The sequence below is a fragment of the Quadrisphaera sp. DVD1 genome, from assembly GCF_058932755.1.
The window spans coordinates 1-12923 of sequence record NZ_JBZYWI010000007.1 but is presented as its reverse complement, the minus strand read 5'-3'; the positions used below and the strand labels follow the sequence as shown (position 1 = coordinate 12923).

Annotated in this window: 13 protein-coding genes; 6 read left to right on the top strand and 7 right to left on the bottom strand. The window is 75.2% G+C overall.

Annotation, left to right across the window (positions count from 1 at the left end; translation table 11 throughout):
- Positions 1–35 precede the first annotated feature (35 nt).
- Positions 36–443 (bottom strand): YybH family protein, encoded by a 408-nt coding sequence (locus AC5FZL_RS01620; RefSeq protein ID WP_493616821.1) that lies wholly within the window; start codon positions 441–443, stop codon positions 36–38.
- Positions 444–478: 35 nt separating this feature from the next.
- On the opposite strand from AC5FZL_RS01620, the gene AC5FZL_RS01615 reads away from it, so the two are divergent.
- Both AC5FZL_RS01615 and AC5FZL_RS01610 read left to right on the top strand, forming a co-directional pair.
- Positions 479–1171 (top strand): SDR family NAD(P)-dependent oxidoreductase, encoded by a 693-nt coding sequence (locus tag AC5FZL_RS01615; RefSeq protein WP_493616820.1) that lies wholly within the window; start codon positions 479–481, stop codon positions 1169–1171.
- Positions 1171–1770 carry an SDR family oxidoreductase gene (locus AC5FZL_RS01610; RefSeq protein WP_493616819.1) on the top strand — a complete coding sequence of 200 codons (600 nt, stop codon included), beginning with the start codon at positions 1171–1173 and terminating at the stop codon, positions 1768–1770. The genes AC5FZL_RS01615 and AC5FZL_RS01610 overlap by 1 nt, the downstream gene beginning before the upstream one ends.
- On the opposite strand, the gene AC5FZL_RS01605 is transcribed toward AC5FZL_RS01610, so the two are convergent.
- The 3 genes from AC5FZL_RS01605 to AC5FZL_RS01595 form a co-directional block, all read right to left on the bottom strand.
- Positions 1767–2429: a cyclase family protein gene (locus AC5FZL_RS01605; protein WP_493616818.1), complete on the bottom strand. Its 663-nt coding sequence runs from the start codon at positions 2427–2429 to the stop codon at positions 1767–1769. The genes AC5FZL_RS01610 and AC5FZL_RS01605 overlap by 4 nt on opposite strands.
- Entirely contained in the window at positions 2426–3811 is a 1386-nt protein-coding gene (locus AC5FZL_RS01600) for a purine-cytosine permease family protein (protein ID WP_493616817.1), read from the bottom strand. The genes AC5FZL_RS01605 and AC5FZL_RS01600 overlap by 4 nt, the downstream gene beginning before the upstream one ends.
- A gap of 129 nt (positions 3812–3940) precedes the next feature.
- Positions 3941–4651: a TetR/AcrR family transcriptional regulator C-terminal domain-containing protein gene (locus tag AC5FZL_RS01595; protein WP_493616816.1), complete on the bottom strand. Its 711-nt coding sequence runs from the start codon at positions 4649–4651 to the stop codon at positions 3941–3943.
- A 116-nt stretch (positions 4652–4767) separates the two neighbouring features.
- Between AC5FZL_RS01595 and AC5FZL_RS01590 the strand changes: the two genes are divergently transcribed.
- The gene (locus tag AC5FZL_RS01590) at positions 4768–5529 is read left to right on the top strand and encodes a DUF4386 domain-containing protein (protein ID WP_493616815.1); all 762 of its coding nucleotides are present in this window, start codon (positions 4768–4770) and stop codon (positions 5527–5529) included.
- Here the strand turns inward: AC5FZL_RS01590 and AC5FZL_RS01585 are convergent.
- Positions 5507–6265 carry an SDR family oxidoreductase gene (locus AC5FZL_RS01585; RefSeq protein WP_493616814.1) on the bottom strand — a complete coding sequence of 253 codons (759 nt, stop codon included), beginning with the start codon at positions 6263–6265 and terminating at the stop codon, positions 5507–5509. The genes AC5FZL_RS01590 and AC5FZL_RS01585 overlap by 23 nt on opposite strands.
- Positions 6266–6314: 49 nt before the next feature.
- Between AC5FZL_RS01585 and AC5FZL_RS01580 the strand changes: the two genes are divergently transcribed.
- Entirely contained in the window at positions 6315–7097 is a 783-nt protein-coding gene (locus tag AC5FZL_RS01580) for an SDR family NAD(P)-dependent oxidoreductase (RefSeq protein ID WP_493616813.1), read from the top strand.
- Between the two features lie 107 nt (positions 7098–7204).
- Entirely contained in the window at positions 7205–9784 is a 2580-nt protein-coding gene (locus AC5FZL_RS01575) for a SpoIIE family protein phosphatase (RefSeq protein ID WP_493616812.1), read from the top strand.
- Positions 9785–9790: 6 nt separating this feature from the next.
- Here the strand turns inward: AC5FZL_RS01575 and AC5FZL_RS01570 are convergent, their stop codons facing one another.
- On the bottom strand, positions 9791–10882 hold the full coding sequence (locus tag AC5FZL_RS01570; protein WP_493616811.1) for a sulfurtransferase: 1092 nt from the start codon (positions 10880–10882) through the stop codon (positions 9791–9793).
- Between the two features lie 34 nt (positions 10883–10916).
- Positions 10917–11726 carry an AfsR/SARP family transcriptional regulator gene (locus AC5FZL_RS01565; RefSeq protein WP_493616810.1) on the bottom strand — a complete coding sequence of 270 codons (810 nt, stop codon included), beginning with the start codon at positions 11724–11726 and terminating at the stop codon, positions 10917–10919.
- Positions 11727–11946: 220 nt separating this feature from the next.
- Here AC5FZL_RS01565 and AC5FZL_RS01560 point away from each other — a divergent pair, with 220 nt between their 5' ends.
- On the top strand, positions 11947–12876 hold the full coding sequence (locus AC5FZL_RS01560; RefSeq protein WP_493616809.1) for a manganese catalase: 930 nt from the start codon (positions 11947–11949) through the stop codon (positions 12874–12876).
- Positions 12877–12923: the final 47 nt, after the last annotated feature.

Genomic DNA, 12923 nt, shown 5'->3' with positions numbered 1-12923 from the left:
GACGGCTCCGCGGACGTCGCCGGGCGCGTCGCAGGTCAGCCGGGCGGAGCAGCCGAGAGGTGCTCGTGCACCGCCCGCCACGCACCGTCAGCGCCGCGGGCGAAGACGATCGTCTCCCGCTCGAGCAGGACGGCGTCCTGGCCCCCTGCGCTCACCTCGGTGCGGACGTCGTGCAGAAAGACCGCGACGTCCCCGAGCAGCTGCACGAGCGGGCTGCTCGACGCGCACGCGCGGACCCGGAAGCCGTCCTCGGCCTCCCAGCGCGCCCACAGGGCGCGGTACTCGGCGAGGGACTCGAGCCGGACGTCGGTAGTGTGGAAGAGGAACGTCGCGCCGGGGTCGAAGCAGGCGAAGTAGTCCTCGACGCGCCCCTCGCCGAAGGCGGCGACGAGCGCGTCCGCCGCCTGCTGGACCTGCTGCTCGTCGTCGAACGGCTGGCTCATCCGATCTTCCTACCAGTCCCCTCCGAGGAGTGCCCGTGCCAGACGCCGTCGCCGTCGTCACCGGAGCCGCGAGCGGCCTGGGGGCCGCCATCGCCGAGCACCTCGCCGAGCACGGCTGGGCCGTCGCGGGGGTCGACCTGCGGCCCTCGCGCACCGCGCTGCCGCTGCAGGTCGACGTCACGGACGCCGCCGGCCTGGCCGCGGCGGTCGACCGCGTGGAGGAGGAGCTGGGGCCGGTGACGGGTCTGGTCACCGCAGCGGGCGTGTACGAGATGGTCCCGGTCGGGGAGATCACCGACGCCCAGTGGGAGCGCGTGCTGCGCATCAACCTCGCCGGCACCGTCAACGCGTGCGCCGCCGTCGTGCCCGGCATGGTGGCCCGCGGGCGCGGCGCGGTCGTCACCATCTCCTCCGACCTGGGCGTCGGGGGCAGCGAGGACGACGCCCACTACACGGCGAGCAAGGGCGCGATCGTGGGCCTGACCCGCAGCCTGGCGGAGGAGGTCGCAGACGCCGGGGTGTGGGTCAACAGCGTCGCGCCGGGCGCCGCGGACACCCCGCTGATCGGCCCGGACTCCCCCTGGCGGGCCGCCGCCTTCCTCGACACCCTGCCCCTGCCGCGCCTGGTGCGGCCGGACGAGATCGCCGCCGCCTGCCGCCTGCTCCTGGAGTCGCGCGGCACGTTCGTCGGCCAGGTGCTCAGCCCCAACTCGGGAGCGACGATCTGATGACGACCACCTCCGAGGCCCCCGCTCGGGGCTCCGCGCTCGTCGCCGGCCCGGACGACGCGCTCGGCCGCGCCCTGGCGCAGCGGCTCGGTGCCGACGGCACCGCCGTGCACTCCCTGGACGAGGACGGCGACACCGCTGCGGCCGTCGCCGGCGCCGAGGGCCTGCGCGTGCTCGTCGTGCGCGTCGCCCTGCTGCCCGGCGGCCGGTTCCTCGACGCCGACCCGGGCGCCTGGTTCGCCGCCGTGGACGGCGAGCTGCTGCGCCTGCACGGGCTCGTGCGCGCCGCGCTGCCGGCCCTGCGGGCCGCCGGGGAGGGGCGGGTCGTCGTCCTCGGCGCCGGGTGGGACGCCGCCGACCTCCTGCACTCGACCGCCGCCGGGGCGCTGCACGGCGCCGTCGTGGCGTACGTGAAGACGCTGGCGCGCGAGCTCGGGAAGCAGGGGATCTCGGCCAACGAGGTCGTCATCCCGCCGGACGCCCAGGCCGTCGGCGTCGAGGACGTCGCGGACGCCGTCGCGCTGCTGGCCGGGCCGCACGGCGGGGCCGTCACCGGCCAGCTGGTCCGCTGCGGCCGCGGGGGCGACCTGCGCCCCTAGGCGCCCAGCATCGCCACCGCGCGGACGGGGGCGCCGTCCGCGTGCGCCAGGAGCAGCGGCAGCATGCTGATGATCGGGTCGGCGACGTCGATCGCGGCGAGGTTCGTGAGGTTCTCCGCGATCACCCCGCCCGCGCCGAGCACCGCCTCGTGCACGGAGAAGTCCCCCTCGCCGTCGAGGACGGTCTCGTCGGGGTTCAGCGCGTCCACGCCGATCGTCCGCACGCCGGTCGCGAGGATCCGCTCGGCCGCCTCGCCGTCGAGGAACGGGTGGTCCAGGTAGCGCTCCTGCCGGAAGTGCGCCGACCAGCCGGTGTGCAGCACGACGATGCGCCCCGGGCCCATCCGCTCCGCGTGCGGCTCGAGGTCGGCCCACGTGATGCGCTCGCGCGGGCCCCGGCCGCGGACGTCGACGAGGACGGCCGGGCCGACGAAGAGGCCGAGGTCGAGCTCGTCGATCCGGGCGCCGTCCGCGAAGAAGTGGAACGGCGCGTCGACGTGGGTGCCCGTGTGCGAGCCCATCGCCACGTGCTGCACGTTGAACCCGTCGGCGTCCACGGTGGCCGCCGAGGACGTCCGGAAGACCGGGTCGCCCGGGTAGACCTGGACGCCCTCGTCGAGCCGGTGCGAGAGGTCGACGAGCCGCATCGCGCCCGTCACCGCCGGCCGCCGACGTGGGCCGGTCGCTGCGGGGCGCCGTCCACCGCGCTGCGGTCCGCCCGCCCGCGGCCGAGCGCCAGGCTCAGCCCCAGGTAGAGCACGAACGTGACGGCGAAGCTGGGGATGGTCGCGCCCACGGGCAGCGGGCTCACGCGCGTCCAGTAGTACGCCAGGCCCGCGCCGACCGCGAAGGACGCGACCGCCACCGGGTTCACGCCGCCGGAGAACCAGTACGCACCGCCCCGCTCGGCGAGCAGGTCGGCCACCGCGTAGCGCCGGCGCCGCAGGACGTAGTAGTCGACCACCATGATCGCGAAGACGGGCACGAACAGGGCGCTGATGAGGAAGAGGAAGGTCACGAAGCTGCCGAGGATCCCCTGCCAGACCGCCCCGATGATCGAGATGGCGCCGAGCACGAGCGCGACCTTGAGGAAGTCCGACCGCGGCCGGATGTTCATGTACGACATGACCATGCCGTAGACGACGAGCGTGTTCGTCGCCATGACGGAGATGAAGATGACGATGGCCAGCGGCAGCCCGAAGCTCTCGACGATCACCGTCGGGTCGAAGCTGATCGCCTCGCCGCCGTTGACGGCGACGTAGCCGAGGGCGGTCGCGCCCAGCGCCATCGCGACCGTGGTCGACGCCGTGTAGCCGATCGCCGTGCCGATGACGCCGTCGCGCTGGCTGCGAGCGTGCCGGTTGAAGTCGGCGGAGAGCACCGTCCACGAGATGGCCGTCGCGATGACGATGTCGAAGGCGGTCGCGCCGGTCATGAGGTCCGGGTCCGGCGCCAGCCCGGTGAACCCGGACAGGCCGACGTCGCGGAAGGCGACGAAGAAGACGGTCGCGGCGACGACCAGCATGATCACGGCCAGCCACGGCTCCACGCGGGAGATGCCCGCGTGGCCGAACAGGGCCAGGACGACGACCAGCGCCTGGCAGAGCACCGAGAACAGCACGGGGCTGGAGAATCCGGTCGCCTGGTCGACGACGTGGTTGACGGTGATGCCGGCGAGGATCGCCTGCACCCAGCTCCAGCCCATGAGCACGACGAGGTTGAAGGCGGCGGGCAGGTAGCCGCCGCGGCGGCCGAAGGAGCCGCGGGTGAGGACCATCGTGGGCAGGCCGGTGCGCGTGCCGATGTTCCCGATGGCGATGAGCACGCTGCCGCCGACGAGGGTCCCGAGCAGGATGAGGAGGAGGGCCTGGCCGTAGGGAATGCCGGGGACGAACAGCGTCCCGGTCAGCAGCGTGGTCACCACCATGTTCGCGGCCAGCCAGACCATGGCCGTGCGGCCCAGCGACATCGTGCCCTCGGCGGGCCCGTCGTCGAGGGAGTCGCCGCGGACGGCGGCCGACAGTCGGTTCCAGATGCTCATCGGGAGAGCCCTTCGGGGAGGTGGGAGCCGCAGCACCGCCCCCTCGCGGCCCGCTGGCGCCGGTCAGTGAACCAGGGGGCACCCCCCGGGACAAGGGCGCCCCCGGGCTCGACCCGGCTGCTCCGCCCCCTAGCCGGAGCCCCGCGGACCGGCAGAGGTCCAGCCGCGCTCGTGGAGGCGCTCGAAGCCGTCGAGCAGGACGTCGAGGGCGAACTCGAACTCGAACTGGTCGTCACAGCCGCCGCCGACCACCGTCCCCTCGTCGTGCGCCGCGCCCGCCGTGGCCATCTCGACGATGTGCGGGAACCGCGTGGCGAACTGCGCGAGCACCGCCGCCTGCTCCTGCGGGTCAGCGGGGGTCGCGGGCGTGGGGAACACCTCCTGGGTGAAGCCCCACATCCGGGTGCCGAGGGCGTGCATCACGTGGTGGGTGAGGTCGACCGAGAAGCCACCGGCGCGGAACAGGCCGATGAGCGCGTCCATGTGGCCGAGCACCACCAGGGAGGCGTGCGCGCGCGACTCGATCACCGACGAGGCCCAGGCGTGGCGCTGCAGCGACCGGCGGGCGGAGAGGACCCGCTGGCGGACGCCGTCCTTCCAGCCGGCACCGGGACCGGGCGGCCCGATCTCGCCGACGATGACGTCGACCATGCCGTCGAGCAGCTGCTCCTTGTTCGCCACGTGCTTGTAGAGGGCCATGGGCGCCACGCCGAGGCGCTGGGCCAGGCTCCGCATGCTCAGCGCGTCGATGCCGGCCTCGTCGGCCAGCGCCACCGCGGCGCGCAGCACGCGGTCGCGGTTCAGCGGCGCGCGGCGGGCCCCGTCCACCTGCTCAGCCATGCCGCTCATCCTCCGCTCGGGTGGCGACCTCGACGACCCTTGACAGGCGTACACCGTACACCTAGCGTCTGCGACCTCAGGTGTACGCCGTACACCAGTGAGCCCGAGGAGCTCGCATGACCAGCACCGCCACGGCACCGCCCGTCGCCCCGACGACGGGAGCAGCGCGGAGGGACCCGCTGCGGAGGACGGCCCTCGTCGCGGGCGCGCTCTACCTGCTCACCTTCGCGGCCTCGATCCCGGCGCTCCTGCTGCTCGACCCCGTCCTGAGCGACCCGGGCTACATCGTCGGCGCCGGTGCGGACACCCGCGTGACGCTGGGCGCCGTCCTGGACATCACCAACGCCCTCGCCTGCATCGGCACCGCGGTCGTGCTGTTCCCGGTGGTCAGGCGCCAGCACGAGGCGCTCGCCGTCGGCTTCCTCGCCGCCCGCGTGCTCGAGGCCGCCATCATCCTCATCGGCGTCGTCAGCGTCCTCGCGGTCGTGACCCTGCGCCAGGACCTCGGCGCCTCCGCCACCGGGGCGCGAGGAGACGCGCTGGTCACCGTCGGCGCGGCGCTCGTCGCGGTCCGCGACTGGACGTTCCTCCTCGGGCCCGGCCTGGCCGTCGCCAACGCCCTGCTGCTCGGCACCGCGCTGCTCCGGTCACGGCTCGTGCCGCGGGTGATCCCGCTGGTCGGGCTCGTCGGAGCCCCGCTGCTCCTCGCCTCGAACACCGCCACGACGTTCGGCGTCAACGACCAGTTCTCCCTCCTGTCCCTGGTCGCCCTGCCCGGCGTCTTCTTCTGGGAGCTCTCCCTCGGCGTCTACCTCGTGGCCAGGGGCTTCCGGCCCTCGCCCGTCACCACCGGGATCAGTGCTGGGACACCGGGCTGATGACGAGCTCGTCGATCCGCACGTGGGCGGGGGCGTCGAGGACGAACTGCACCGCGCGGGCGATGTCGTCCGCGCTGAGCATCACCTCGCGCGCCTCCGGCCCCGGCTCCTGCGGCCGCATCGCGAGGAAGTCGGTGTCGACGTCGCCGGGGCACAGGTGGCAGGCCCGCACGCCCGACGGCGCCTCGTGCGCGTTCAGCGTCCGGCAGATCGAGGACAGCGCCGTCTTGCTGGCGCTGTAGGCCACCCCCGCCGACGGCGTGAAGGACCACCCGGAGTACGAGGAGATGACGACGACGACCCCGGCGGTCGCCCGCAGGTCGGGCAGGGCCGCGTCGACGACGCGCGCCACCGCCACGAGGTTGGTCGCCACGATCGCCTCGAGCTCGCCGAGGTCCTGGTCGCCCCAGGCGCGCCGCTTGGCGTTGAGGCCGGCCGCCAGCACGAGGCCGCCCACGGGGCCCCACTGCTCGCCGATCGCCGCCCGCGCGGCGGTGACCGCCGCCGCGTCGCTGACGTCGAGCGGCAGCACCAGCGCCTGGCCGCCGGCGGCCTCGACGGCGCGGGCGGTCTCCGCGAGCGCGTCCTCCCGGCGTCCGCTCAGCGCCACCCGCCAGCCGCTCGCCGCGGCCGAGACAGCGGCGGCGCGGCCCATCCCGCTGCCCGCCCCGGTGACCCACAGGACGCGCCCCACTGCTCCGTCGTCGCTCACGAGGTCTCCCGAGGTCTCGATCACCAGGGCCCGGAATGCTATACCTGGCGGTCCCCGACGAAGGGCGGCGACGATGCTGCTGGACCTCACCGACCGAGTGGTCGTCGTGACCGGCGCGGGCCGGGGGATCGGCCGCGCCCTGGCGGAGCGGTTCGTCCGCGAGGAGGCGCAGGTCGTCGGTCTCGACCTCGCCGTCCCACCGGACGGCGACGCGTCACCGGGCATCACCTGGCTGGCGTGCGACGTCAGCGACACCGCCTCGGTCCGTGCGGTCGTCGGCGAGGTCGTCACCCGCTTCGGCCGGGTCGACGTGCTCGTCAACAACGCCGGCATCCTCGTCGAGGGCCTGGTCGTCGACACCGGCGACGACGCCTGGCAGCGCACCTTCGACGTCAACGTCGGGGGCGTGTTCAAGATGTGCCGGGAGGTGGCGCCGGTGATGAAGCGCCAGGGCTCCGGCCGCATCATCAACGCCGCGTCGTTCGCAGCGATCGTCCCCAGCGTCGGAAGCGCGGCCTACGCCGCGTCCAAGGCCGCCGTCGCGTCCTTCACCCGGGTGCTGGCCAGCGAGCTCGGCCCCTGGGACGTCACGGTCAACGCGTACGCACCCGGCATGGTCCCGACCGCGATGAACGGCTTCGCCGAGATGGACGAGGCGGCGCAGACGCGCCTGCTCGACACGCTGTCGCTGCGCCGCTGGCAGCAGGCGGACGACGTCGCCGACCTCGTCATCTACCTCGCCAGCGACGCGGCGAGCTACATCACCGGCACCCTCGTCGACGTCAGCGGTGGCAAGCTCGCCACCCAGATCCCGGCCCGGGCCCACGAGGGCGTGCAGCGCGAGGGCGACGCCTAGCCCACCGGGCAGCGCCACCGGCGACGATCCGCCCCGGCCCGTGCGTGGACCTGGGAGGATGGGGGCACGCGCGCGCCTGCGGGCGGTTGCCGGACGGGGGATGCTGGGTGGCGGAGGGGGCGACCGGCGCTGCGCCGGAGGTCGGGCCGGACGGCACCACCGCGTCCTCACCGCTGGACGCCGCCGCCGTGGCGCTGACGCAGGACGAGGAGCGCCGCGAGGTCGCGCGCCGGCTCGTCCCGCCGTCCAGCGACGACGGCCTCAACCGGCTCGCCGTGCTGACCACCCAGCTCCTGGCCTGCTCCTGGGCGCAGGTGGTGCTGCTGACCGAGGTCCAGGTGGTCGTCGGGGCCGCCGGCGCGGCGTGGGAGCGGATCGGGGACGGGGCGCCGCTGCCGGAGGCCCTGTGCGCCCTGGTGGCCCACGGCGGAGCGCCCGTCGTCGTGGAGGACGCCCCCGCGGACGCGGTGGCCCGCGCCGTCCCCGTGGTCGCCGCCGGGCGGGTCGGCGCCTACGCGGGCGTGCCCCTGGTGATGGCCGACGGCAGCGCGGTCGGGGCGCTGTGCGCGCTGCACGCCCACCCCCGCGCCTGGACGCCGGTCGACGTCGAGCTGCTGCAGCAGCTCGCCGCCTCGGTGGTCGCCGAGCTCGAGCTCTCCGCGATGGCCGCCGAGCAGATCACGGAGCGGCTGCGCTGGCGGCTGGCGATCGACGCCGCCGGCCTGGGCAGCTTCGACTGGGACCTGGCCACCGGCCGCCTCACCTGGGACGAGGCGATGCAGGAGCTCTTCGGCTACGACGAGGACACCTTCTCCGGGTCGATCGAGGCCTTCAGCGAGCGCCTGCACCCCGACGACCGGACGCGCGTGTCCCAGGCCCTGCGCGCCGCGGTCTCGCGCTGCGGGGAGTTCCGCGCCGAGTACCGCGTGGTCCTGCCCGACGCGAGCACGCGCTGGGTGCAGTCCCGCGGCCACGCCCTGGCCGGCGACGACGAGCGCGCGGCCCGGGTGATCGGCGTGGCCTACGACACCACCTCCACGCGCGCCGGCGAGGAGCGCGTGGCCCGGGTGCTGGAGACCATGTCGGCCGGCTTCTACTCCCTGGACCGGGAGTGGCGCTTCACCTACGTCAACGCCGAGGCCGAGCGCCTGCTCGGGCGCACCCGCGAGGAGCTGCTCGGCGCCGACCTGTGGGAGCAGTTCCCGGCCGCCGTCTCCAGCGCCTTCGAGGAGGCCTACCGGGGCGCGATGGCCTCCGGGCGACCGGCCACCTTCGAGGCGCACTACCCCGCGCCGCTGGACGGCTGGTACGAGCTGCGGGCGTGGCCGGGCCCTGACGGGCTGGCGGTCTACTTCATCGACGTCACCGAGCGCCGTCGCGCCCGCCAGGACGCCACCGACGCCGCGGGCCGCCTCGCGCTGCTCTCCAGCGTGAGCGCCGAGCTGGCGGCCACCCTGGACGCCGAGGAGACCGTGGCCCGCCTGGCGCGGCTCGTCGTGCCCACCCTGGCCGACTGGTGCGTGGTCACCCTCGCCGACGGCGAGCGCCTGCGCGACGTCGGCTCCTGGCACGCCGACCCCGACCAGCGGGCGCTCGTGGACCGCTACTCCGGGCTGCGGCTGCGGTCGATGTCCAACCCCGCGTTCCTGTCCCCCGTGCACGGCACCGTGCAGGAGGTCGTCATGGCCGCTGGCGCCACGGAGCGGATCTCGGCGGTCCTCGCGCCGGGCGAGGCGCGGGACCTGCTGCACCAGCTGGCTCCCGAGACGGCCGTGGTGCTGCCGCTGACGGGCCGCGACCGCACGGTGGGCCTGCTGACCCTCTACAGCGGCGCGCACCGCGCACCGCTGGGCGAGGACGACCTCACCACCGCCCGCGGCGTCGCCGAGCGCGCCGGCCTGGCCCTCGACAACGCCCGGCTGTACGCGCAGCAGCGCGACCTCTCCGAGGGCCTGCAGCGCAGCCTGCTCACCGCGCCGCCGGAGCCGGACCACCTGCAGGTGGTCGTCCGGTACACCCCCGCCGCCCACGCGGCGCAGGTCGGCGGCGACTGGTACGACGCCTTCCTCCAGCGCAGCGGCGCCACGGTGCTGGTGATCGGCGACGTCGTCGGCCACGACGTCGTCGCCGCCGCCGCGATGGGGCAGGTGCGGGGGCTGCTGCGCGGCATCGCCTACTCCAGCGGCGGCGGGCCGGCGCAAGTGCTCACCGAGCTCGACGAGGCGATCGAGGGCCTCCAGCTCGACACCAGCGCCACGGCGGTCGTGGCCCGGCTGGAGCAGAGCCCCGACGAGCGCGTCCGCGGCGCCACGCGCCTGCGCTGGTCCAACGCCGGCCACCCGCCGCCCATGGTGATCGACCCGCAGGGCCGGGTGGGCGTGCTGGCCGGGCCGGACGACGAGCTGATGCTCGGCGTCGACCCCGGGACCGAGCGCAGCGAGGCGGTCGTGGTCCTGGAGCGCGGCGCCACCGTCCTGCTCTACACCGACGGGCTCGTCGAGCGCCGGGGCCAGCACCTCGACGAGGGCCTGGCGCTGCTGCGGCAGACCCTCGCGGAGCTGCACGACCGCGACCTCGACGAGGTCTGCGACGCGGTCCTGGCCCGGATGCTGCCCGAGCACCCGGAGGACGACGTGGCGCTGGTGGCCGTGCGGCTGCACGCCCACGACCGGCCCCGCCCGGCCTGAGGGCGGTCAGGCGCCGACGGGCGCCCCGCGCTCGACCGGCACGTCGGTGAGGCTGCCGTACTCCGCCCACGCCCCGGGGTAGCAGCGCACGTCGGGCCACCCCAGCAGCTCGTGCAGGACGAACCACACGAGCGGGCTGCGGTCGTTCTCCCCGCAGTAGACGACCACGTGGTCCGTGCGCGACACCTCGAGGCGCCGGACGGCGTCCTCGATCGCGGGCAGCGGCAGCAGGCGCTGGGTGCCCGGGACCAGGAGGGCCTCGACGGGCAGGCTCACCGCACCGGGCACGTGCCCGAGCACCCGGTCGGCGGGGCTCGGCGCCCCCAGCGGCTCGCCCGCGAACTCCCCCGCCGAGCGGCAGTCGACCACCGCGGTGCCCGACGGCGCGCCGACGAACCCGGCGAGCAGCTGGTCGCGGGTGAGGAGGAGGTCGGCGCGCCGGGGGCCGGGGACGTACCCGGTGGTGGGCTCCCGCGGCACCGCGGGGCCCAGCGGCCGGCCGGCGGCGACCCAGTCGCGCAGGTCGCCGTCCACCACGCTGGTGCGGCGGTGGCCGCAGACGGTGAAGGCCCAGCAGGCCGCCGCGGCGCGGGCCACCGAGGAGGTGCCGCAGAGCGCGACGTGGCTGGAGGTGGCGATGCCGCAGGCGTCCATGAGGGCGGCGAAGGCCTCCGGCCGGGGCAGCGAGCGCCGCACCGGGTGGCGCAGGGCGGCGGCGTCGATCCGCACCGCTCCGGGGAGGCCCTCGCGACCTGCGCCGGCCCGGTCGCCGACCTCGACGACGACCACGCCGGGGTCGTCGAGGTGCGCCTGCAGCCACGCGGGGTCCACCAGGGCGGCGACCTCGCGCGGTCCCGGCGGGGCGACCGGGGCCCGCAGGGGGTCGGCGCGCACCGTGGAGCGCACCCAGCCGAGCACCTCGCGGGCGATCGCCGCCTCGCCGACCGCGGTGGCCCAGCGCCGCGACACGGGACCCTCGACGGTGAGCAGCCGGGCGCGCGGCGTGGCCCCGGTGGAGGCCTCGGTCCACAGGCGCACCAGCAGCGCGGCGGTGCGCGAGCGGTCCTCCGCGCTCCTCGTGCCGGCGTCCTCGTCCACCGGGTCCTCCTGCCCGGCGCGCGTCACCGCCGCGTCACCCCTCGCCGCGGGGACGACGCGCGGGCGGGCGGGGTGCGTCCCGCGAGGGCCGGTGCGGCGCGGCGTCCACGGGGCGGCCGAGGAGGTGCTGCACCAGCTGGCGGATGGCCGGGGAGGGCGGCAGGCCGAGCTCGTCGGCGAGCACCCGCCGGAAGGCCTGGTACTGCCTCAGCGCCTCGGAGGGGTTGCCCTCGGCCAGGTGCACCTCGATCACCCGGCGGTGGGCGCTCTCGCGCAGGGGCTCGCAGCGCACCGCGGCCAGCCCCGCCGCGAGCGCCGCCGGGTAGCGCCCCGCCGCGGCCAGGTCGGAGCACAGCTTCTCCAGGGCGTGCAGCCGGGCCTGGCGGTAGCTCTCCTGCTCGACGAGGAGCCACTCCTCGCTCCAGTCCGGCAGCAGGTCGCTGGTCAGCTCGGTGAACTGCTCGAGCTGCTCGAGCTCGGCGACCCGGCCGGCGCTGATCCTCCGCGCCTGGTCCTCGCCCGCCCAGAGGTCGACCGCGACGTCGGGAGCCAGGTCCACCGTGGAGCCCGTGGTGCGCACGAGCTCGCGGTCGTGCGGGCGCGGCAGGCGCCACAGGGTCGAGCGCAGGCTCGCCGCGGCCCGGCTGGACGTCGTCTCGGCCCACAGCCGCTCGGCCAGGGTGCGGCGCTGCACCGGGCGCTCCCGGCCGTGCACCGCGAGGTAGACGAGCACGCGCTGCGCGGACGGGCAGGGCTGCAGGGGCTCGCCGTCGACGGTGAGGGCGAAGCCGCCGAGCACGGAGAGCCGCGGTGCTGCCGCGCCGGCCGGGAGGACTGCTGTCATGGCACCTCAGACGTCTGGGGACGGCCGGCCGCTGGTCGACCGGGTGCTGCCCGCGCCACCTACCCGGTAGCACCGCTGGCCAATCGTCGCGCGCTGGGGGCCACCGCGCGTGCGCGGCCCGTGACGCTGCTGCGACGCGTCTGGAGACGCCGGTCGCACGCCGCTCGGGCAGGGAGGGACCACAGCCGGCGAGACCGGACCTCGACCCCTGGAGGACGACGTGTACCGCCACACCCGAGAGCTGCAGTTCACCGCCAAGCCCGAGAAGCCCGACGCCTACTTCGCCATGAAGTTCCAGGAGCTCCTGGGCGGTCAGTTCGGCGAGATGACCGTGATGATGCAGTACCTGTTCCAGGGCTGGAACTGCCGGATCCCCGGCAAGTACAAGGACATGCTCATGGACATCGGGACCGAGGAGATCGGTCACGTCGAGATGCTGACCGTCATGCTCGCCCGCCTGCTCGAGGGCGCTCCCGGCGAGGTGCAGACCCAGGCCGTGGCCACCAACCCGGCCCTGGCCGCCGTGCTCGGCGGCATGGACCCCCAGCACGCGATCGTCAGCGGCGGCGGCGGCAAGCCGACGAACAGCCAGGGCGTGCCGTGGAACGCCGGCTACATCGTCGCGAGCGGCAACCTGCTGGCCGACTTCCGCTCCAACGCAGCCGCCGAGGCCCAGAGCCGCCTGATGACCAGCCGCGTCGCGAACATGACCGACGACCGCGGCGTCAAGGACATGCTGGCCTTCAACCTCGCGCGCGACACGTACCACCAGCAGCAGTGGCTGCTCGCGATCCAGAACCTGATCGACGACGGGTACAACGACGTGATCGAGAACAGCAACGGCGAGTGGGAGCTGAAGGACCAGGCCCACACCTTCTACACCTCGATGGACGACAGCCAGGCGGCCGAGGGCCTGTGGGCCACCGGCAACAGCCTGCTCGACGGCGAGCCGTTCCGCGCCGTCCCGCTCACCCCGCTGACCGACGACCAGGGGATCCTGCCTCCCCCGGACCCGAAGCAGTACGTCACCTACGACGGCAGCCAGGGCCCGGCCAAGCCGGGCGGCGCCGTGGGCGCGCGCCTGCAGGGCGCGCAGAACGTCGCCACGAAGATCAAGGACACCCTCACCGGCGGGCCCGACCCGCGCTGAGGCGCACCCCTCGCCGAGCGGCGGGGCAGCGGGAACCCCCCCAGACC